Genomic DNA, 21,554 nt, shown 5'->3' with positions numbered 1-21,554 from the left:
TTTGACCCAAACTGAACCGAAAGGGGGAACGCAGATGGAGCTTTCGGCCTGTATCGTGGTGTATAACGGCGCGGAGGAAGCCATCAGAGCCGCCCAGACCGTGCTGGACTGCACCCGCCGCTACCCGCTCACGCTGTATCTGGTGGATAACGCCAGCCCGGACGGCAGCGGCCAGCGGCTGACCGCCGCCGCAAAGGACGGCACCCTGCGCACCATCCCCGGGCAGACGGTGCAGGTGCTCTGCCGGATGGAGAATGGCGGCTTTGGTACCGGGCACAACACGGTGCTCTCGCTGCTGCACAGCCGGGTGCATTTTATCCTCAACCCGGACATCCAGCTGACGGCGGACACCCTGAGCGACCTTGCGGACTGGATGGCGGCGCACCCCGGCGTGGTGATGACCCGCCCGGGGCTGACCTTCCCGGACGGCAAGCCCCAGCAGCTGCCGCTGCGCCGGTGCAATGTGCGCGCCATGGTCTACCGTCAGCTGCCCTGTCTGCGCTTCTGGGCAAAGTACAACGACCGCTACCTGATGGCAGACAAAGACCTGACAAAGCCCACCGAGATCGAGTTCTGCACCGGCAGCTTTTCGGCGGTGGACACCGCCGCCTTCAAGGCCGTGGGCGGCTTTGACGAGGGGTACTTCATGTATGTGGAGGACGCCGACCTTACCCAGAAGATGCGCACCCGGGGCAAGGCGTATCTGGTGCCCCAGTATACCGCCATCCACGCATGGCACCGCGCAGCGCACCGCAGCCTGAAGCCCTTTCTGTGGCAGCTGCGCAGCCTGCTGCGCTACTTTTCCAAGTGGGGCTTTGCGTGGTAAGCGGGGACGAAAAAATAGTGTTTTTGATTCGCAGAAAGCGGTGTGCCGACGGCACACCGCTTTCTGCTGTTTCCACCTCTTGCATTTTGCGTGCTTTCATAGTAAAATAAAGTGTACTGCCATCGTCTTTTGCAAAAATGCGGACGCGGCAGACCCAAAATTGTTTACAGCGGACGCAGCTCCGCTTTGAATTAAGCTGCACATCTTTTTATAAGAAAAAAGGAGTGCACAAGTATGAAAGGCATTATTCTCGCCGGCGGTGCCGGCACACGGCTCTATCCTTTGACCATGGTCACCAGCAAACAGCTGCTGCCGGTCTACGACAAGCCCATGATCTACTATCCGCTGTCCACCCTTATGCTGGCGGGCATTCAGGATATCCTGATCATCTCTACCCCTACCGATACGCCCCGCTTTGAGGCGCTGCTGGGCGATGGCAGCCAGTACGGCATCCATCTGCAGTATAAGGTGCAGCCCTCCCCGGATGGTCTGGCACAGGCCTTTATTCTGGGCGAGGAGTTTATTGGCGACGACTGCTGCGCCATGATCTTAGGCGATAACATTTTCTACGGCAACGGCTTCTCCAAGCTGCTCAAGAGCGCCGTGGCCAACGCAGAGAACAAGGGCCGCTGCACCGTGTTCGGCTACTATGTGCAGGACCCCGAGCGCTTTGGCATTGTGGAGTTCGACAAGGACGGCAAGGTGCTCAGCGTGGAGGAAAAGCCCCAGCATCCCAAGTCCAACTACGCCATCACCGGCCTGTACTTCTACAACAAGGAAGTGGTGCAGATGGCAAAGCAGGTAAAGCCCTCTGCCCGCGGCGAGCTGGAGATCACCACCCTGAACGATATGTACCTGAAGCAGGACGAGCTGGATGTGCAGCTGCTGGGCCGCGGCTTTGCATGGCTGGACACCGGCACGATGGAAAGCCTTGTGGAGGCTGCCGACTTTGTGCACATGATCGAAAAGCGTCAGGGCATCAAGATCAGCGCACCGGAGGAGATCGCCTTCAAGTACGGCTGGATCGACCGCGACACCCTGCTGGAAAGCGCCGAGCGCTACGGCAAGAGCCCCTACGGCCAGCACCTGAAGAACGTGGCCGACGGCAAGCTGCGCTACTAAGCATAAGGAAAGGCACATTGGTATGAAAATCATTGTCACAGGCTGCAAGGGGCAGCTGGGCACAGAGCTGCTCAAGCAGCTGCAGGAGGGCCGCAGCGAGCTGGGCACCATCCCCGAAAAGCTGCTCAACGCTACGGTGATCCCGGTGGATCTGCCGGAGCTGGATATCTCCAACTACAAGATGGTGGACGAGTTCGTGCGGCGCAACCGCCCGGATATCATCATCAACTGCGCCGCCTACACCAACGTGGACGGGTGCGAGGTGCACCACGACGATGCCTTTAAGGCAAATGCCCTTGGCCCCCGCAATCTGGCGCAGGCTGCCGAAAAGACCGGCGCACGGCTGGTGCACGTTTCCACCGACTATGTGTTCTCCGGCCGGGAGAACGGCGGCATCCCGCAGGATGAAGCCACCCTGCCCGGGCCCATCAGCGTCTACGGCTCCACCAAGCTCATGGGCGAAAAGTATGTGGAGCAGTTCTGCCACCGCCACTTTATCGTGCGCACCGCGTGGCTGTACAGCTACTACGGCAAAAACTTTGTCAAGACCATCGTGAACGCGGGCAAAAAGTTCGGCAAGCTGGAAGTGGTCAACGACCAGTGCGGCAACCCCACCAACGCAGCCGACCTTGCCCACGAAATTTTGCAGCTGTGCGTGACCCACGAGTACGGCCTGTACCACTGCACCGGCGAGGGCATCTGCTCGTGGTACGATTTTGCTGCCGAGATCATCCGCCTTTCCGGCGTGGAGGCCACTGTTGCCCCCTGCACCAGCGAGGAGTACAAGGCAAAGCACCCGGACAGCGCCGACCGCCCCAAGTGGAGCGCACTGGACAACCGGATGCTGCGCTGCACCGTGGGCAACGATGTCCGCGACTGGAAGGACGCTCTGGCCTGCTTCTTCGCCCACTGGGACGGCGAAAACGGCATGAAGGGCTGAGAAAAAACTGAAAATCCCCCTGCGGAAGAACTGAGGATGTATCATGTTTGATGCGATTTTTGGCAGATCTGTCAAGATCTTGAAAATCTTTGCAAAGGTGCAGTGTGTGCTGGCCTTTGTGCTTGCAGCCATGCTGTGCGGCTCGGTCCATGAAATGCTGAAGCCCATCAGCCGGTTTTCAGCCATCGTGCTGGGGCTGGTGGTCGCCGTGGTGTTCTGGGTGCTGCAAATGTTCCTTGCATGGGCGCTGTACGCCTTCGCGGAGCTGGTGGAGTACACAAAAGCCACCCACAAGGAGCTCAGCAACATGAGCGAGGGTCTGGCACGGTACACCCAAGCCACCTACGAAGAGATCCACAGCATGAACAAAGGGCTGGAAGCATACACCAAGGCCGTGGGCAAGACCATGAACAGCATGAACAAGAACCTCTACCTTGTGGCAAAGCACTGCTGCGCCGAGGAGGAACGCGCCCGCGCCGCAGCCCGCCCGCAGTCCGGGGACAACAACAAATAAATAAAGAGGGATACTGACCTATGAAAACCTATCTGATCACCGGCTGCGCCGGTTTTATCGGTTCCAACTTTGTGCACTATATGCTCAAAAAATACCCGGAGATCCTGCTGGTCAATCTGGATAAGCTGACCTACGCAGGCAATCTGGAAAACCTGAAGGACGTGGAGGGCGACCCCCGCCATGTGTTCGTGCAGGGCGATATCTGCGACAAGGAGCTGGTGGAGAGCCTGTTTGCAAAGTACGATTTCGACTACGTCATCAACTTTGCCGCCGAGAGCCATGTGGACCGCTCCATCAAGAACCCCGAAATTTTTGTGCAGAGCAACGTGATGGGCACTGTCAACCTGCTGCAGCGCGCCAAGGAGGCATGGTACGACGCCGATGCCAAGACCTGGAAAGAGGGCAAGAAGTACCTGCAGGTGTCCACCGATGAGGTGTACGGCGCTCTGGGTGCGGACGGCTTCTTTATGGAGACCACGCCCCTGTGCCCCCACAGCCCCTACTCCTCCTCCAAGGCCAGCGCCGATATGTTCGTCATGGCCTTCCACGACACCTACGGCATGCCGGTGAACATCACCCGCTGCTCCAACAACTACGGCCCCTACCAGTTCCCGGAGAAGCTGATCCCCCTGATGATCAACAACGTCAAGCACCACAAGCAGCTGCCCGTCTACGGCGACGGTATGCAGATCCGCGACTGGCTGTATGTGGAGGATCACTGCAAGGCCATTGATATGGTGGCCAACGGCGGCAAGATCGGCGAGGTGTACAACGTGGGCGGCCACAACGAGCGCCCCAACATCTTCATCGTCAAGACCATCATCGCCCAGCTGCACGACCGTCTGCAGGACGAGGGCATCAGCGAGGAGCTGATCAAGCACGTCGCCGACCGTCTGGGTCACGACCGCCGCTACGGCATCGACCCCACCAAGATCAAGAACGATCTGGGCTGGTACCCCGAAACTCCCTTTGAGAAGGGCATCGTACTGACCATCGACTGGTACCTGAACCACGAGGAGTGGATGAACCACGTCACCAGCGGCGACTACCAGAACTACTATCAGGATATGTACAAGAATAAGTAACAGCCTGTAAAGTTAAACTCCCCCTGCATCTCACGGTGCAGGGGGAATTTTTGCTTGGGGCACGAACCCTCTCAGTCACCTGCGGTGACAGCTCCCTCGAAGGGGGAGAACGCCCTCTCAGGCGCGCCAGTTTCGCCCTCTCAGGCGCTCCCGCGTCGCCCTCTCAGGCGCTCCCGCGCCAGCTCCCCCAAAGGGGGAGCCAAGCCGTTAGGCTCATTGCTAAAGCATTAGGTGTAATAAGAATGTTTCCGGCAGTGCTCTTGGCTCTCCCTTTGAGGAAAGACTTCCCCCGCTCCGGGGGAAGATGTCACCGTAGGTGACAAAAGGGGGAATCTGGCAAGCCCGACAGGGCTTGACTGAGAGGGCGCAGCAAGGCTAATGGGTGCTGCCCCTCATCCGGCGCTACGCGCCACCTTCCCCCGGCGGGTGAAGGCTTCAGCGGTAGCGATAAAGTTTCCGGCGGCACCCAAAGGCTCGCTCCCCCTTGGGGGAGCTGTCGCGCAGCGACTGAGGGGCTATAAATGGAGAAGCGAAAAAAGCGTTAAAGCGATAGCGCCGACTGGCGCAGCGCTAGCTTTTTTGTGCTTCGACTTCTTCTTTAGGATTGTCAAGGGCGAGTAGCCCTTGGCGACGGGTTGCGGCACCCAGCATCCGCTTCGTGCCTTGGGCGGCACTCGCGTCTTGCTGGCCGCTGCCCCAACAACTCCTCCCTGTTTCCGCCGCTGGCGGCGGTCGCAGTTGTTGCGTTGCGGGGTGGGTGGAGTCCAGAGGTAGGGAGGGGGGAGTCGGAACACCCCTCCCTGCCTCTGGCCCAGCGGAGCGTCCTTGCACGCTGAAGGCAGGCAAAAACTTTCCCCGCGGAGCGGCGCGCATTCTAAACCGTCCCGCTCCCGGTGGTCTCCACCACAAAATCCGCGCTTTCGGCTATGCCGTACTGCGCAAAGTACCCCTCTTCCAGCGGCACCCACCGGGCGGCAAAATCCGCGTAGCGTGCGCCCTCCCGCGCCTGTAAGCGCCGGGTCTGCTCGGCCTTGGTGCAGGTCACGAACACCCGCAGCGTCTCGTAGGGGCGCAGCAGCGGGTGGTGGCTGTAACTGCCCTCTAAAATGACCAGCGGCTGCGCGGGCAGCTGCACCGGGGGCAGATAAGCCCCCTCCCGGCAGCTGTATGCCCGGTAGGGCACCGTCTGCCCCGCGTAGGCCGGGCGCAGGGCTTCGTCCTGCAGGCGGGTCAGATCCATGTTGGCGCAGGGGGTGTGTGCCCAGTCCGGGCAGCGCTGCGCGGGCGGCAGGTAGAAATCGTCCGTGCGCAGCAGGATGCAGCCGGGAAACTGCGCCGCCAGCCCGTTTGCAAGGGTGGTCTTGCCGCTGCCGCAGCGGCCGTCCAGCGCCAGCACCAGCGGGCGGGTGGGCTTTTGCGCCAGCGCGGCGCTAAGCAGCGCAGACAGGGTGGACGCGGTGATGGGTGTGGGCATGGGTTTGGCCTCCTTGGCAGGGTGCGCCCCAAGGGGCAGACCCGAGAATGCCCCAATTATATCATAATCGCCGCCGGAAGGGTAGCGCGAGCACGGTTTGCCATAAATAACTTTTTGCCGGAAAGGCTTGACACAGCCGGTGGTGCTGTGGTACACTACTGGAGTTAGGAAGAACTAACCATATAGAACCCCACCGGCAGTGCCCGCAGCCCGGGCGTGCTGCTTCTTTTTTGGGATGCTAGTTAGCTGCGTCTTACTTATAACAGCCCGGCACCCGGGGCATACTGACCCCGACACCGCCGCCAAAGGAGAACCGCTATGGAGCGTGATTTTGAGACCGTAATGATCGAACAATGTGCCCCGGTACTGGCGGGGCTGAAACCTGCGGGGCTGTTCCGCTACGAAACGCGAAACCGTGCCGACCTTGCCCGGCGGGTGGCGGGCTGGAACGCCCAGCTGAACCCCAAGGGCTTGCAGGTGCGGGTGCTGCGGGGGTGCATCGCCACCCGGCAGTATCTGGTGTACGTCTACCGCGCCGCCAAGCTGCAAACGGTGTTGGCAGATGCCGCCGTGCGCGGCTTTTTAGCCCGGGAGGGCTACCGTCTGCCGGAGGATGCAGCGGACTGCAACGCGCTGATCGACCAGCTCAGCCTGCGGCTGTGCTGCGCAGCCGAGGCAGCGGATTTCCCGCATGAGATCGGGGTATTTCTGGGCTATCCGCTGGAAGATGTTGTGGGCTTTATCCGCCACCAGGGCAAATGCTTTACCTGCTGCGGGTGCTGGAAGTCCTACGGCGACCCCGCCGCCGCCCGGCAGCACTTTGACCAGCTGGCCAAGTGCACGGCGGTGTACCTGCGGCTGTTCCACAGCGGCACGCCCATTTTAAAACTGGCGGTGGCCGCCTGAAAAATTGCTATTCTCTTTTCAAATACTCTCTTTTATCCTGGCAACTCTCCTATGCTTCCGACACAGGAGAGATCGATCCTCCTTTTTACACATGACCGCCCGGTGCAGTTTTGACCCCTGTGCCGAGCGGTCGTGCGTTTGGGGGAATGCGCTCCCGCGCGGGGTAGCGGGCTCGCCCTCTCCGTCACGGCTTGCGCCGTGCCACCTCTCCCAAAGGGAGAGGCAAGAGCACTGCCGGAAGCTTTCTCATTGCACCTAATGCTTTAGCAAGGGGCTTTAAACCTTGGCTCCCCCTTTGAGGAAAGACTTCCCCCGCTCCGGGGGAAGATGTCACCATAGGGGACAAAAGGGGGAATCTGGCGCGGGAGCGCCTGAGAGGGCGAAACTGGCGAAACCGGGCACTTTGAGGTTTGGCCGGTAACTTTCCCGCCATCGCTAAAGCCGTCCCCTTGGGGAAGGTGTCATCGCCGCAGGCGATGACGGAAGGGGTTCTTCTCCGTCACCCTGCCCTATAAAACCGCAAAACACCCCTTAAAAATATAAACATTGGCTAACTTTAACTCAAGAAATAGAGTTAGTCATTGATGATTTTGATAAAAATGCAGAGCGATACCGGCATAAAATTTGTTTGTTCATATAAACTAACTATGAGACATAAAAAAACTATTGACAAGATTGGTTAGCAGAGATAAACTGTCCACGCTGATAGTTATGACTGGCTAACCACCGCAGCATCACATATTTTTCAAGGGAAGGGGAGCACAGCGATGATGCCTTTGACAATGACAAAAGCAGGCGAGACTGTCACCATCCGCAGGATCAGCGGCAAGGACGAGGTGCGGCTGCATCTGGCCGAGCTGGGGTTCGTGGTGGGCAGCGAGGTGACCGTGGTCAACGAGATCGCGGGCAACCTGATCGTGCAGGTCAAGCAGAGCCGTCTGGCACTGGATAAGACCATGGCAAGCCGCATCATGGTGTCCTGAGCAGCGCCTTCCCGGTGCTGCATAAAATAACGCAAGGGAGGAACGAGTACGATGAAAACACTGAAAGACGTAAAGGTGGGCGAGACCGCCACCGTGGCACGCCTGCACGGCGAAGGCCCGGTGAAGCGCCGCATCATGGATATGGGCATCACCAAGGGGGTGCAGATCTATGTGCGCAAGGTGGCGCCGCTGGGCGACCCCATGGAGCTGACCGTGCGCAACTACGAGCTGAGCGTGCGCAAGGCCGACGCTGAGATGATCGAAGTGGTCTGATACGACCAAAAGGGAGGAAAGGTATCCGCAATGAGCATTAAAATTGCACTGGCCGGCAACCCGAACTGCGGCAAAACGACCCTGTTCAACAACCTGACCGGCTCCAACCAGTATGTGGGCAACTGGCCCGGTGTTACTGTGGAAAAAAAGGAAGGCAAACTCAAGGGCAATAAGGACGTGATCATTCAGGATCTGCCCGGCATCTACTCGCTGTCCCCCTACACGCTGGAGGAAGTTGTCTCCCGTACTTACCTTGTGAAGGAGAAGCCCGACGCCATCCTGAACATCATCGACGGCACCAACATCGAGCGCAACCTGTACCTGACCACCCAGCTCATCGAGCTGGGCATCCCGGTGGTGATGGCTGTGAACATGATCGACTTGGTGCGCAAGAACGGTGACACCATCGACCTGAAGAAGCTGAGCGCAGAGCTGGGCTGTCAGGCAGTGGAGATCAGCGCCCTGAAGGGCGAGGGCACCGAGGCAGCCGCAAAGGCTGCGGTGGCCGCCGCCAAGGCCGCCAAGACCGGCGAGCTGCCCCATGTGTTCACCGGCAGTGTGGAGCACGCCATTGCCCACATCGAGGAGAGCATTCAGGGCAAGGTGGATGACCGCTTCCTGCGCTGGTACGCCGTCAAGCTGTTCGAGCGGGACGAGAAGGTGCTGGCAGAGCTGAAGCTGGAAAAGGCACTGGTGGATCACATCGACGAGCACGTTCAGGACTGCGAAACCGAGATGGACGACGACGCCGAGAGCATCATCACCAACCAGCGCTACGCCTACATCAACACCGTGGTGCACAAGGCGGTGAAGAAGAAGGCACGCACCGAGAACCTGACCATCTCGGATAAGATCGACCAGATCGTTACCAACCGCGTGCTGGCACTGCCCATCTTTGCAGTGGTGATGTACCTGATGTACTCCCTGTCCATGGGCACCTCCATCGCGGACGGCGGCTGGGCGCTGGGCACCTTTGCCACCGACTGGACCAACGATGTGCTGTTCGGCGAGATGGTGCCGAACGCGCTGGGCGGCTTCTTGGAGAGCATCGGCGTGGCGGGCTGGCTGTACGGCCTGATCATGGACGGCATCGTGGCCGGTGTGGGCGCGGTGCTGGGCTTTGTGCCCCAGATGCTGGTGCTGTTCTTCCTGCTGTCCATTCTGGAGGACGTGGGCTATATGTCCCGCGTGGCCTTTATCATGGACCGTATCTTCCGCAAGTTCGGCCTTTCCGGTAAGAGCTTCATCCCGGTGCTGGTGGGCACCGGCTGCGGCGTGCCGGGCGTTATGGCAAGCCGTACCATCGAGAACGAGCGTGACCGCCGCATGACCATCATGACCACCTGCTTCATCCCCTGCGGCGCAAAGATGCCCATCATCGGCCTGATCGCCGGTGCACTGTTTGGCGGCTCTTCGCTGGTGGCAGTGTCTGCCTACTTCATCGGTATGGCAGCCATCATCTGCTCCGGCATCATGCTGAAAAAGACCAAGGTCTTTGCAGGCGACCCCGCACCCTTCGTCATGGAGCTGCCCGCCTACCATGTGCCCGCATGGGGCAACGTGCTGCGGGCGACCTGGGAGCGCGGCTGGTCCTTCATCAAGCGCGCAGGCTCTGTGATCCTGATCTCCACCGTCATCCTGTGGTTCGCACAGGGCTTCGGCTTTGAGAACGGCGCCTTTGGCATGATCGAGGATCAGGACAACTCCATCCTCGCCATCGTCGCCACCAAGATCGCATGGATCTTTGCACCTCTGGGCTTCGGCAACTGGAAGGCTGCTGTGGCAACCGTTACCGGCCTGATCGCCAAGGAGAACGTGGTTGGCACCTTCGGTGTGCTGTACCACTTCGGCGGCGAGCTTTCCGAGAACGGCGACGAGATCTGGGCAGCGGTCGCACAGGACTACACCGCTCTGTCCGCTTACGCCTTCATGATCTTCAACCTGCTGTGCGCCCCCTGCTTTGCCGCGATGGGCGCCATCAAGCGTGAGATGAACAACGGCAAGTGGACGGCCTTTGCCATCGGCTATATGTGCGCACTGGCCTACTGCGCATCGCTGGTGGTGTATCAGCTGGGCGGCCTTGTCACCGGCGAGGTGCACTTCGGCCTGTTCACCGTGGTGGCTGTTGTGGTGCTGGCAGCGTTCCTCTACCTGCTGGTGCGTCCCAACAAGTACGCAAACAACAACGAAGTAAAGCTGGATACTTCCCGTATCTGATAGAAACGAAAGGATGTATGCTGTATGATGGAATTTATTGCAACAAACTTTAATCTGCCCACTATCATCGTGGCAGCGCTGGTGTTCGGCGCGCTGGGCTGGGTCGTATGGCACACCCACAAGCACGGCGGCGGATGCAGCTGCGGCGGCGATTGCAGCCACTGCAAGGGCTGCCACTGAGCATTGAACTAAGCACTGAACCGCAAGGAGCGCGGGCTGAAACTCTCGGCTCGCGCTCTTTTTTTAAGTGAAATAAAGTTAGCCTGCGATAACACCGGGCAAACCCCGGCGCGTAAAAAGGAGAGTGACCGGTATGCAGCTGACCGCAGCGCATCTGCGCTATCTTCTGGCCATCTACGAGGTAAGCCGCACCCATCTGGACATCAGCTCCCGCAGCATTGCGGAAAAGCTGGGGGTGACAAAACCCTCGGTAGTGCGCATTCTGAACCTGCTCATGGAGCAGGGCATGATCGTAAAAGAGTACTACGGCAAAATTTACCTGACCGACCACGGCATCCGGGTGGCAAAGCGGGTGCAGCAGGAGCTGGACGCCATTCTGGCGCACTTCCCGCCGGTGAGCGGGGAGCTGACCGGCGAGGAACAGTGGAACGCCGCCCTTGCCATGACCAGCGCTTTGCCCCAGCGCCTTTTTACCGCCGACTATGAGCGGATGGTGGAAGAGGGCTGAACCCTTATTTGTGCGCTATCGCCCGCAGGATGTGCTTGGCGATGTACTTATGCCCGCTCACGGTGGGGTGGGCATCGGCGGCGGTCATGGTAAAGGGGATGGGCACATAGGTCACGTTCTCGTTCTGGGCGGCAAGGCTCTTGCCAAGGGCGTTCAGCCGCCGGAACAGCTGTGTCCACTCCGGCAGCAGGGGCACGGGGTTGGTGTAGCCTACCAGTATGATCTGCGCGTCCGGGTTCAGCGCCCGCAGCTGAGCCACCACCTGTGGCATGTGTACGGCGGCGTCCTGATACGCCTGCTCGCAGATGGCGTCGGTGCCGCCGCCCAGCAAAAGCTGGGTGGTGGCTTTGCGCTCTTCGCGGGTCAGCCGCAGGCGGGAAAGGTCGCTGTTCAGCCGCTGCAGGTTCTCAAAGCTGGGCTCGCGCAGCACACCGCTGACCATGGTGGCTACCAGCTGCTCGCTCTTCCAGTTGGTGGCGTTGCCCAGCGCCACAAGGGCGGGCACCAGCGCATCGTTGGAGCCGATCTGCACGCTGATGATATCCGCACGCTTGAGGTAGTCCAGCATCTGGGGGTAGACGTAGTAGGTGCCTGCCTGCTGGTTCATCTGGGGCATTGCGCCGGTGTGCAGCATATCCGCAAGGTCGCCGGTGGTCAGCCCGGGCAGACCAAGGTTGATGGCGTGCTGACGGTCCAGCCCAAGGCCTTTGCCCACCAGCGAAACATAGCACTGCTCCGGGTAGCCCTCAAAGTTTGCGGCTACGTCCATGCCGATGGCGGCATCGGCGTACTTGAAATCCGGCAGACCTACGCCGGAAACGATGCTGTCACCCAGCGCCACATAGGTGCGCTGGGGGTCGGCGGCGGGGGCTTCCGCGTCCGGGGCGGGCTGGTCGGCCTCCTCAGCGGGCTGCACCTGCGCGGCGGGGGCAGGCTCCGGCGGCAGGGCATCGGGCTGTTGTGCAAAGGCAGGCACAGCCAGCAGCACCAGCGCAGCGGCGCTGCACAGCCATGCGGCAAAACGGGGATGATTCATGGAGGATTCCTTCTTTCTTAAAGGCAGACGGCGTGCGCCCTCTCAGTCACCTTCGGTGACAGATTCCCCCTTTTGTCACCTACGGTGACATCTTCCCCCGGAGCGGGGGAAGTCTTTCCTCAAAGGGAGAGCCAAGAGCACTGCCAGAAACTTTCTCATTACGCTTAAAACTTCAGCAACGAGCTTAACGGCTTGGCTCCCCCCTTGGGGGAGCTGGCGCGGGAGCGCCTGAGAGGGCGAAACTGGCGCGCCCGGGCACTTTGCACTTTAGCCGGGAAAACTGTACCGCCATGCCAAGGACCCCATCTCAGAGGGGGCTGGCATCGAGCAAAGCGAGATGACTGGGGGAGTTCTCCCGTTCACCCCGCCTCCTCTTCCAGCTTACGGTAGTCGGCCTTTCCGGCGGGGGTCAGGGGCATTTCGGGGATGATCTTATAGGCCGAGGAGGCGGGCTGCACATACTCCGGCAGCTCTTCGCGGCACAGCTGGCGCAGCTCCCGCAGGATCTGGCGCTTTTTGCCGGTGGCGGCAGGGTCCAGCACCACAAAGACGAAGGGCAGACGTCCCTGCGTGTGGTCGGTATCGGCGTAGCCCACCACGCAGCACTGGTGCACGGCGGGGTGGCGGCTGATGACGTTTTCGATCATGGAGGGGAACACCTTGAAGCCGTCGTGCCGGATGATGATGCGCTTGATGCGGGCATCCAGATACACAAAGCCGTCCTCGTCCATATAGCCGATATCGCCGGTGTGCGCCCACAGCTGGCCGTCGGCGTGGCGGCGCAGCAGGTAGGCGGTCTCCTCGGGCTTGTTGTAGTAGCCCTTCATGGCGGTGGGGGTGCAGATGCAGATCTCGCCGCGCTGACCGATGGGCAGCTCGGTCTCGGTGCCGGGCTCGAAGATGGAGACCACCGTGTTGACCATGGGGATGCCCACGCTGCCGGGCTTTGTCACGTTACCGGCGGCAATGGTGGCTGCCGAGGACACCTCGGTCATGCCGTAGCCCTTTGCCAGCGGGTACTCCACCCCGTGGGCTTTGAGGAACTGGTTTACCATCTGCTCTGCGCCCAGCGAGAGGGAGTCGCCACCGGCGGCGTAGTTGCGGATGAAGGAAAGGTCTTTGTTTTTCAGCAGCGGGTCGGCAGCCAGCTGCTGGTAGTGGGTGGGCACGCCGAACATGTGCGCGGGTTTGTGCTTCCACACCAGCGCGCCCAGCTTATCCGGGTCCAGATTGGGGATGATGATGACATGCAGCCCCATGACCAGCGGCATGTGGATGCCGCAGCTGTAACCGTAGGCGATGAAGGGCGGCATCACGTTCAGCATCTTCTGCCCGCGGTGGAACAGACGGCTCTGGGCGGCAAACTCCTGCGCAAGGGCATTGAAGCAGTAGTCGGTCAGCATAACGCCCTTGGGCGAGCCGGTGGTGCCGCCGGTGTGCACCACCACGCAGGCGTGCTGGGGGTCGTAGGGCGTGGCGGCGGGGCTGTGCCCCTTGCCTGCGGCGATAAAGTCCTTCCAGCGCAGCACGTTGGAGGCGTAGCGGTTTTTATCCGGGTTGGTCAGCTTGTAGCCCACGGCTTTGGCCAGCGGCAGGCTGTCGGCGGGGCTGAGCACCACCACCCGCTCCACGCTGGTGCGCTTTGCGGCCTGATGGCAGCGGGGGTACACCACGTTCAGGCAGATCAGCAGGCGGGACTCCACCTCCTCGATGTACTCCCGGATGCCATCGGCGCTGTACCGGGGGTCTACCAGATTCAGGGTAGCGCCCAGCAGGTCGGCGGCGTAGAAGGTGTAGACCACCTCCGGGATCATCACGCTGACCACCGTGATGATATCGCCCTTTTTCACCCCCAGCGCCTGCAAGGCGGCGGCGGTCTTTTTTACCTGCACGATCAGGTCGGCATAGCTGAACCTGCGGCCGTAGTATTCCAGCGCAGTGTCGCCCAGATGCCGCTCGTTGCTGCGGCAGATCAGCTCAAAGGCCGAGCACTCCGGCACGGTCTGGTGGATGTACTTTTCCTCATAATACTTCAGCCAAGGCTTTGCCTTGGAGGCATAGACAGGCTCCTTGGTGTTTTCAGTCATAGGATTAAAACCTTTCTTCTTTTCTCTTCTTTCAATCTTCCCGTCCGGCGCAGTATTGCGGCAGTCATAAAAAAGGCAGCTTGCCATGGTGGAAAGCTGGCGGGATGCTGTTGCATCAGAGAGGGCAAGACCTCTTATTCTGTATTGTAGTAGAACCGCAGGGGAATGTCAATAAACAAACCGGAAAGAATGCAGCAGAGGAGCGAACCCTCTCAGTCCGCTCCCGCGCCGCCCTCTCAGGCGCGCCAGTTTCGCCCTCTCAGGCGCTCCCGCGCCAGCTCCCCCAAAGGGGGAGCCAAGCCGTTAAGCTCGTTGCTGAAGTTTTAAGCGTAATGAGAAAGTTTCCGGCAGTGCTCTTGGCTCTCCCTTTGAGGAAAGACTTCCCCCGCTCCGGGGGAAGATGTCACCGTAGGTGACAAAAGGGGGAATCTGTCACCGAAGGTGACTGAGAGGGCGCAGCAAGGCTAATGGGTGCTGCCCCTCATCCGGCTGCTACCGCGCCACCTTCCCCCGGCGGGTGAAGGCTTCAGCGGCAGTGGAAAAGTTCCCGGCTAAAGCACAAACCTTCCGGGCGCGCCAGTTTCGCCCTCTCAGGCGCTCCCGCGCCAGCTCCCCCAAAGGGGGAGCCAAGGTTTAAAGCCCCTTGCTAAAGTGTTAGGAGAAACGAGAAACTTTCCGGGCGCGCCAAAGGCTCCCTCTCCGAGGGAGCTGGCAAAGCTGTCAGGCTTTGACTGGGGGAGTTTAGCCCGCTTGCGTCAAGCAGCGCTTCCCCCGCAGCGCCGCGCTTTCGCAGAAAGCGGCGCTGCAAATGCGGTTGCCCGTTACGACCCCTTTCCGTGAAAATGCAAAGCCGGAGCGTCCGCAGACGCTCCGGCTTTGTTCTATTAAAAATAATCTTTCCGCTGAATATGGCCAGAGTGCAACGACGACGACCGCCGCCAGCGGCGGAAACAGGGAGGAGTTGTTGGGGCAGCGGCCAGCAAGACGCGAGTGCCGCCCAAGGCACGAAGCGGATGCTGGGTGCCGCAACCCGATAGCGGAGGCCATTCTAAATCGTCCCGCTTCCGGCGAGCCACTGCTGTGCCTCGGCGTCATTGCACAGCACCCAGTGCCGGGGACGCAGCTGGCGCCACGCGGGGGGCGCTGCGGTGTAATCGTGCATGGCGGGGTCGTAGACCAGCAATTGCTTTTCCCGCTCCCGGCGCGGGTCCGGCATGGGAATGGCAGAAAGCAGGCTGCGGGTGTAGGGGTGCAGCGGGTGGGTGACCAGCTCCTCGGCGTCCGCCAGCTCTACGATATGCCCCTTGCGGATGACGGCAATGCGGTCGGAAATATAACGCATCACCGAAAGGTCGTGGGCGATGAACAGGTAGGTGATGCCGCGCTGCTTTTGCAGCTGACGCAGCAGGTTGAGCACCTGCGCCCGGATGGACATATCCAGCGCGCTGATGGGCTCGTCTGCCACGATGAACTCCGGCTCTACGATGAGCGCCCGGGCAATGCCGATGCGCTGCCGCTGCCCGCCGGAAAATTCGTGGGGGAAGCGGGAGGCAAACTCCGGCAGCAAGCCCACGTCCAACAGCGCCTGCCGCACCTTCTCCTCCCGCTGCGCGGCGGTCAGCTCCGGGCGCACGTTCTGCAAGCCCTCGCCTACGATGTAGCTTACCTTGGCGCGCTCGTTCAGGGAGGATTGCGGGTCCTGAAAGATCATCTGGATCTCCCGGGTGAGCTGCCTGTCCAGCGCGCGGGAGATTTTGCCGTTGATGCGCTGCCCTTTGTATAAAATCTCGCCGCCGGTGGTGGGCAAAATGCGCAAAATGGCGCGGCCGATGGTGGTCTTGCCGCTGCCGCTCTCACCCACAAGACCGAAGGTCTCGCCCTTGTAGATGGTAAAGCTGGCGTTCTGCACCGCAGGGTAGGCTTTGCGCCCGCTGCCGTAGGTCACCTGTAAATTTTTTACTTCCAGTAACGGCTCTGCCATATCACAGCCCCTCCTTTTGCAGCTTTTTCACCGCAGCGGGCGGCTCGATGCGGGGCGCGCGGGGGTCCAGCAGCCATGTGCGCGCTTTGTGGGTGGGCGATACCGCAAAGTAGGGCGGCCGCTTGACAAAGTCGATCTTCAGCGCCTGCGGGTTGCGGGGCGCAAAGGCGTCGCCGTGGATCTCCGCAAACAGGTTGGGCGGCGTGCCCGGGATGCTGAACAGATCCTCGCCCTTCACGCCCATTTGCGGCATACTGGACAGCAGCGCCCATGTGTAGGGGTGGCGGGGGTCGTAGTAGATTTCGTCCGCTGTGCCGATCTCCACGATGTCGCCCGCGTACATCACCGCCACCCGGTCGGCAAGGTTTGCCACCACGCCAAGGTCGTGGGTGATGAGCACGATGGTCAGGTGGTATTTCTCCCGCATCTGCCGCAGCAGCTGCAAAATCTGCGCCTGAATGGTCACATCCAGCGCGGTGGTGGGCTCGTCGCAGAGCAGGATTTTCGGATTGCACGCCAGCGCAATGGCAATGACCACCCGCTGCCGCATCCCGCCGGAGAACTCGTGCGGGTACTGCTTGTACCGCAGCGCGGGGTCGGGGATGCCCACGTCCCGCAGGTATTCCAGCGTCTTTTCCCGCGCAGCAGCGCCCTTTAAGCCCTGATGCAGGGTGACCGCCTCGGTGATCTGCTCGCCGATGGTCTTGAGCGGGTTCAGGCTGGTCATGGGGTCCTGCATCACCATGGCGATCTCCCGCCCGCGGACGGCAAGCCACTCTTTTTCAGTCTTGAGCGCCGCAAGGTGCAGCGGGGCGCAGCCGGGGGTGGGGTAGTAGTCGATGCTGCCGCCGGTGATGCTGCCGTTCGCGTCCAAAAGACCCATAAAGCTTTTGGTAAATACGCTTTTGCCGGAGCCGCTCTCGCCCACAAGGGCCAGCACCTCGCCCCGGTAAAGGTCGAGGTCGATGCCCCGGATGGCGTGCAGGGTGCGCCCGCGCAGCCCGAACCGGATCTGCAAGCCGCGCACCGAGAGGATGGGGTCTTGGGTCATGGGGTATCCTCCTTATTGCAGATGGTTCTTGGGGTCGGCGGCGTCCGAGAAGGCGTTGCCGATCAGGTAAAAGGCGATGGTGACAAAGCTTAAGATCAGGGTGGGGTACAGCAGCTGATACCGCAGCCCCGCCTGCATCATCACCTTGCGGCCGTCATTCACCAGATTGCCCAGCGAGGGGGTCTCCACCGAGAGCCCAAGGCCGATGTAGGTGATGAACACCTCGTTGCCGATGGCTTCCGGGATGGTCAGTGCCATGCGCAGCATGATGACCGAGACGAGGTACGGCAGCAGATTGCGCAGCACGATGCGCAGGGTAGGCGTGCCGATGCAGCGGGAAGCGATGTTGTAGTCCCGGTCGCGGATAATTAAAATTTGGTTGCGGATGAACCGCGCCATCTCGATCCACCCCTTGATGGACATACCAAGGATCATCGTCCAGATGCTGGGGGTAGCCACATAGGAGATGAGGATGAGCACGATGGCGGTGGGGATGTTATCGAAGATGTTGTACAGCTCGGTAAACACAAAGTCCAGCCCGCGCACATAGCCCCACAGCACACCGGCGGTAATGCCCACGGCGGCTTCGATGACCGCCACGAAAAAGGCGATGGTCAGGCTGGTGCGCGCGCCCGCCCAGATGCGCGCCCACAAGTCCTGCCCGATGGAGTTGGAGCCCCAGAGAAAGCCCTGCTGCCCCGGGGCGATGTTGCGGTACTGGATGCCGGTGGCGGGGTCTACGGCGCAAAGGTTCGGGTCTGCCTGCCCGGGCAGCAGCGGCTGCACAAAGGCGAACACCACCACCGCCGCCAGCGCTGCCAGCAGCGCCACGGCAAGCTTGTTCTTGAAAAAGGCGCGGAAGGTGCTGCCCCAGTAGCTGTAACTGGTGCTGGCGGTGGCTTCCGCCTGCTGGCTGCTGAACCCGGCGGGGGTGAACAGCTCCTCCTCCGGCAGGGCAGCCCACGCGGCGGGGCCGTCCTTTTGCAGGGTGTTCAGCTGCGCTTCCAGCCGACGGGAACACGCGCGTTTGAACATCAGCGGCCACCTTCTTTCTTGCCAAAATTGATGCGCGGGTCAATGAGCACCATTAAGATATCGCCCAGAATCAGCCCCACGATGCCCACACAGGCGTACAGCAGCACGATGCCCTGCACCATGGTGTTGTCGTGGCGCTGCACACAGGTGACCAGCAGCCCGCCCATGCCGGGGATGCTGTACAGGCTCTCGATGTAGATCGAGCCCACCACCGTGTTGAGGAACGCCGAGGGGATATACTGCACCAGCGGCACCATGGCGTTGCGGAACACATGATGCAGCGCGATATCCCGCCCGCACACGCCCTTGGCGCGGGCAAGACGGACGTAGTCCTTGTTGCTTTCGTCCACCATGTAGCGGCGCAGCCACATGGCGTAAAAGGCAAGGTTTGCAAGGCTCATGCTGCACACCGGCAGCACCCAGTACCGCCAGTTTGCGGCGTTGAAAAGCAGCCCCACGCCCACCGCCGCCGTGCCGTACATCTGGATGTACAAAAAGTACACCGCAGCGGGCACAGCCTGGATCAGCACGATGAGCGCCGTGCCCAGCTTATCCGGCCAGCGGCCCTTGTACTGCCCCATCACAAGCCCCAGCGGAATACCCAGCACAAGGCTGAGCAGCATGGCCAGCACGCCCATCTGCACAGAGATGGGCAGCTTTTGCGCCAGGATCTGGGTGACCGGGGCGTTTACCTTATAGATATGGCTCACGCCAAGGTCGCCGTGCAGGGCGTTTTTCCAAAAGCGCCCCACCTGCACGGGCAGGGGGTCCAAAAGCCCCATGGCCTGCAGCCCGGCCTGAATTTGCGCCTCGGACATTTTTTCGTAGTTTGCAAAGTAGCCCTCCACCGGCATGAGCCGCAGCAGGCAGAACACCAGCGTCACGATGATAAACAGCGTCAGCACCGAGCGCCCGATGCGCTTTGCAAGATATTGCACCATGGTGTGCACCTCTCTTTTTACTTAAAATACCGATAGATATAGCATACCGCAAATTGCCCTTTTTGGGAAGTGCTTTGTAGGCTTTTTGCGGGAAAATGGGGAGTTCCCACCCGTGAAAATGGGATAGCGGAGCGCCCGCAGGCGCTCCGCTATCCCGAAATTATAAAGTTTTCTTCCGCTATTTATGCGCAGAGCAGCGCGGAGCGCATTTAAATCGTTTTACCGTGCATCCCGGTTGTGGTTGTACTCGTCCATGGAAACGTAGTGGTCGAGGATATGGATGCCCTTCAGGCGGTTGGAGGAGAAGCCGGTGGGGGCGTACTGCCCCTCCCAGAGGTTCAGCCGGGTGGCGATGTAGGGCGGCACCGGCAGGCTGAGCGGGATGACCAGCGCATTCTCGATGAGGTATGCTTCGGCGTCGGCAAAGGCGGCGTACCGGGCGTCAAGGTCGGCGGTGATGGCCTTGGCTTTTTCCACCATGTCCATGTAGGTCATTACATAGTCGGCGGTCTCGCCGGTGATGATGCCATCCTCTACGCCGGTGCGCAGGAAGGCGTAGCAGGTGCCCCGGTCGCCCGCTTCCTGATAGAAGGGATACACCTCGGTCTCGGGGTCGGAGTAGTCCGCGCCCCAGTAGTAGGACATGAACTCATACGCACCCGCGCGGCGCACGGCGTTCAAAAAGTTATCGGACGGCCCCTGCGTGATGATGATCTCCACAAAGTCGAAGCCGTCGTTCAAAACGCCCTCCACCTGCTGCTTGAACACCTGACACTGCTTGTCCCAGTCCACCACGGCGGGGTTGTAGGGGTACTGCACCTTAATGGGGAAGGTGGCTCCCGCAGCGGTCAGCTCCTGCACGGCGGCGTCGCGGTACTGCTTGGCGGTGGCTTCGTTGAAGTGGTCGGTCACCTTGGCAAGCGCGCCGCACTCGGTGTAGTCCACGCCCTTGCTGTCCGCGCAGAAGGAGGGCGGGGTGATGGTGTGCAGCTTGTAGTTTTCGTACCCTTCCGGTGCGGTGACCGCCAGCGTAACGGCGGGGTTGATGGCGTAGAGGAAGGCTTTGCGGAAGTTAGTGCTGTTTACCGCCTTTGCCCAGTTGTCCGGCTGGTACTGGGCGTCCACGCCGGTAGTGTTCCAGTTGGAGAACTGGTGGGCATAGGGCAGGAAGTTGAAGAAGTAGAAGTAGCTCTTGCCGGTCTCCGGGCGCTCCATGGACACCATGTCCTTGGTGGTGTCGTCTGCCAGCCAGCTGTCCAGAATGTCCGAGCTGATGGTGGCCTGGTCGATCTCGCCGCGCCGCACCATCTCCGGGCCGCTGATGAGCGCCTCCTGATTGTAGATGTAGCGGATGGTGTCGATGTAGACGTTGTCCTTATCGTAGTTTTCGGGGTTTTTCTTCATCACCCAGCTTTCCAGCGGGGTGTACTCCGCCAGATAGAACGCGCCGCAGCTGCAGGCGGTCTCGGCGCTGGTGCAGAACTGGTCGCCCAGCTCCGCCAGCATGGGGCCGTAGGCGGGCTCAAAGGGGGCGTAGTTCAAAAGGCTCAAAAAGCCCGGGAAGTCGTAGTTCAAGGTATAGGTCAGGGTGTGCTCGTCCACGGCACAAACGCCCACGGAGGAAAAATCCACAGCGGGGCAGGTGGTGGTGCTGCCGTCGGCGGCGGTCAGGGTCACGGTGCCTGCGGCGTCGATGGTGTAGGTGGTGCCGTCCTCGGCCACGGTGCCGTTGTTGGCGTTGTTGCGCCAGACGCAGTAGTTGTAGTAGTCCTCAGCCCCGGCCACATAGGGGGTGACAAGGCTGGCGGTGCCGGAGGCGTAGTCCGGGTCCAGCAGATAGGCCAGCGCGTCCACAAAGTCCTGCGCGGTCACGGGGCCAAGCACCGTGCCGGTATAGTCCACCCAGTTCTCGTCCCGCAGGTGGAAGGTCCATGTCAGGGTGTCGGCGTCCCATTCCCAGCTGGTGGCAAGGCCTTCGCGGATCTTGCCGCGGCTGTCGTACTCCACCAGCGTGTCCACGCAGTGGGTGCCGTGGTACAGGTCCGGGTCGGCAGAGCAGATGAGATAGTTCAGGGTGGCGGGCTGGCGGGCGTACAGCACAGTGTAGGTGGCGCTGCCGTCACCGGTGGCAGTACCGCCCGCAGAGGCGCCGCCGCAGCTGCTCAGCAGCCCGGCAGCAGCGGTGGAAAGGGCTGCCGCACCGCCTGCCTTCAAGAACTGACGACGGGAAAAAGCATGATGCATCATAAAAACCTCTTTCGCTCTTTGTAAAAAAAGAGGCAACGGAACCACATCCGTTACCTCTTTTGAACAGTCTGTCGGCTATTACTGGTAACTTTAAGCCCAGTATAGCATTGTTTTGGTGCAACGTCAATCGGATTCCGCCGGGGCGGGG

General features: G+C 60.8%; 19 protein-coding genes. 11 read left to right on the top strand and 8 right to left on the bottom strand.

The annotated features are described in order from the left end of the window. The first annotated feature begins 1 nt into the window (after window position 1). From ACXPUX_RS14435 to rfbB, 5 genes are all read left to right on the top strand, one after another. On the top strand, window positions 2-826 hold the full coding sequence (locus ACXPUX_RS14435) for a glycosyltransferase (RefSeq protein WP_458828895.1): 825 nt from the start codon (window positions 2-4) through the stop codon (window positions 824-826). Between the two features lie 234 nt (window positions 827-1,060). Further along, the gene (gene rfbA, locus ACXPUX_RS14430) at window positions 1,061-1,948 is read left to right on the top strand and encodes a glucose-1-phosphate thymidylyltransferase RfbA (RefSeq protein WP_015536678.1); all 888 of its coding nucleotides are present in this window, start codon (window positions 1,061-1,063) and stop codon (window positions 1,946-1,948) included. A gap of 22 nt (window positions 1,949-1,970) precedes the next feature. Next, on the top strand, window positions 1,971-2,888 hold the full coding sequence (rfbD, locus tag ACXPUX_RS14425; protein WP_458828893.1) for a dTDP-4-dehydrorhamnose reductase: 918 nt from the start codon (window positions 1,971-1,973) through the stop codon (window positions 2,886-2,888). 43 nt (window positions 2,889-2,931) lie between these two features. After that, on the top strand, window positions 2,932-3,402 hold the full coding sequence (locus tag ACXPUX_RS14420) for a hypothetical protein (protein WP_458828891.1): 471 nt from the start codon (window positions 2,932-2,934) through the stop codon (window positions 3,400-3,402). Between the two features lie 20 nt (window positions 3,403-3,422). Continuing rightward, on the top strand, window positions 3,423-4,487 hold the full coding sequence (gene rfbB, locus ACXPUX_RS14415) for a dTDP-glucose 4,6-dehydratase (RefSeq protein ID WP_112090587.1): 1,065 nt from the start codon (window positions 3,423-3,425) through the stop codon (window positions 4,485-4,487). Between the two features lie 874 nt (window positions 4,488-5,361). Here rfbB and ACXPUX_RS14410 read toward each other — a convergent pair. Beyond that, entirely contained in the window at window positions 5,362-5,961 is a 600-nt protein-coding gene (locus ACXPUX_RS14410; protein ID WP_458828888.1) for a uridine kinase family protein, read from the bottom strand. Between the two features lie 318 nt (window positions 5,962-6,279). Here ACXPUX_RS14410 and ACXPUX_RS14405 point away from each other — a divergent pair, with 318 nt between their 5' ends. The 6 genes from ACXPUX_RS14405 to ACXPUX_RS14380 all read left to right on the top strand — a co-directional run bounded on the left by ACXPUX_RS14405 (window position 6,280) and on the right by ACXPUX_RS14380 (window position 11,028). Beyond that, a complete protein-coding gene (locus ACXPUX_RS14405; protein ID WP_458828886.1) occupies window positions 6,280-6,867 on the top strand; it encodes a DUF3793 family protein in 588 nt (195 codons plus the stop codon). 767 nt (window positions 6,868-7,634) lie between these two features. After that, window positions 7,635-7,850 (top strand): FeoA family protein, encoded by a 216-nt coding sequence (locus ACXPUX_RS14400; RefSeq protein WP_112090590.1) that lies wholly within the window; start codon window positions 7,635-7,637, stop codon window positions 7,848-7,850. A gap of 51 nt (window positions 7,851-7,901) precedes the next feature. Continuing rightward, window positions 7,902-8,123, top strand: a complete 222-nt coding sequence (locus tag ACXPUX_RS14395; RefSeq protein WP_005927392.1) for a FeoA family protein — start codon at window positions 7,902-7,904, stop codon at window positions 8,121-8,123. A 30-nt stretch (window positions 8,124-8,153) separates the two neighbouring features. Continuing rightward, window positions 8,154-10,340: a ferrous iron transport protein B gene (gene feoB / locus ACXPUX_RS14390; protein ID WP_458828884.1), complete on the top strand. Its 2,187-nt coding sequence runs from the start codon at window positions 8,154-8,156 to the stop codon at window positions 10,338-10,340. A gap of 24 nt (window positions 10,341-10,364) precedes the next feature. Next, window positions 10,365-10,520: a FeoB-associated Cys-rich membrane protein gene (locus ACXPUX_RS14385; RefSeq protein WP_005927399.1), complete on the top strand. Its 156-nt coding sequence runs from the start codon at window positions 10,365-10,367 to the stop codon at window positions 10,518-10,520. Window positions 10,521-10,653: 133 nt separating this feature from the next. Continuing rightward, the gene (locus ACXPUX_RS14380) at window positions 10,654-11,028 is read left to right on the top strand and encodes a metal-dependent transcriptional regulator (protein WP_458828881.1); all 375 of its coding nucleotides are present in this window, start codon (window positions 10,654-10,656) and stop codon (window positions 11,026-11,028) included. 4 nt (window positions 11,029-11,032) lie between these two features. Here ACXPUX_RS14380 and ACXPUX_RS14375 read toward each other — a convergent pair whose 3' ends face one another. From ACXPUX_RS14375 to ACXPUX_RS14345, 7 genes are all read right to left on the bottom strand, one after another. Further along, window positions 11,033-12,064, bottom strand: a complete 1,032-nt coding sequence (locus ACXPUX_RS14375; protein ID WP_458828879.1) for a GDSL-type esterase/lipase family protein — start codon at window positions 12,062-12,064, stop codon at window positions 11,033-11,035. Window positions 12,065-12,423: 359 nt separating this feature from the next. Next, window positions 12,424-14,151: a class I adenylate-forming enzyme family protein gene (locus tag ACXPUX_RS14370; RefSeq protein WP_458828877.1), complete on the bottom strand. Its 1,728-nt coding sequence runs from the start codon at window positions 14,149-14,151 to the stop codon at window positions 12,424-12,426. 1,048 nt (window positions 14,152-15,199) lie between these two features. Then, window positions 15,200-16,132, bottom strand: a complete 933-nt coding sequence (locus ACXPUX_RS14365) for an ATP-binding cassette domain-containing protein (protein ID WP_249241452.1) — start codon at window positions 16,130-16,132, stop codon at window positions 15,200-15,202. A 1-nt stretch (window position 16,133) separates the two neighbouring features. After that, the gene (locus ACXPUX_RS14360; protein WP_458828875.1) at window positions 16,134-17,183 is read right to left on the bottom strand and encodes an ABC transporter ATP-binding protein; all 1,050 of its coding nucleotides are present in this window, start codon (window positions 17,181-17,183) and stop codon (window positions 16,134-16,136) included. Window positions 17,184-17,195: 12 nt separating this feature from the next. After that, the gene (locus ACXPUX_RS14355; protein WP_458828873.1) at window positions 17,196-18,218 is read right to left on the bottom strand and encodes an ABC transporter permease; all 1,023 of its coding nucleotides are present in this window, start codon (window positions 18,216-18,218) and stop codon (window positions 17,196-17,198) included. Continuing rightward, entirely contained in the window at window positions 18,218-19,159 is a 942-nt protein-coding gene (locus ACXPUX_RS14350) for an ABC transporter permease (protein WP_097778640.1), read from the bottom strand. The genes ACXPUX_RS14355 and ACXPUX_RS14350 overlap by 1 nt, the downstream gene beginning before the upstream one ends. 219 nt (window positions 19,160-19,378) lie before the next feature. Then, window positions 19,379-21,406 carry an ABC transporter substrate-binding protein gene (locus ACXPUX_RS14345; protein ID WP_458828870.1) on the bottom strand — a complete coding sequence of 676 codons (2,028 nt, stop codon included), beginning with the start codon at window positions 21,404-21,406 and terminating at the stop codon, window positions 19,379-19,381. Window positions 21,407-21,554 lie beyond the last annotated feature (148 nt).

It is taken from the genome of Faecalibacterium sp. PGM34 (assembly GCF_054456555.1).
Note: the sequence above shows the minus strand (reverse complement) of the source record. Positions and strands in the feature narration are given on the sequence as shown.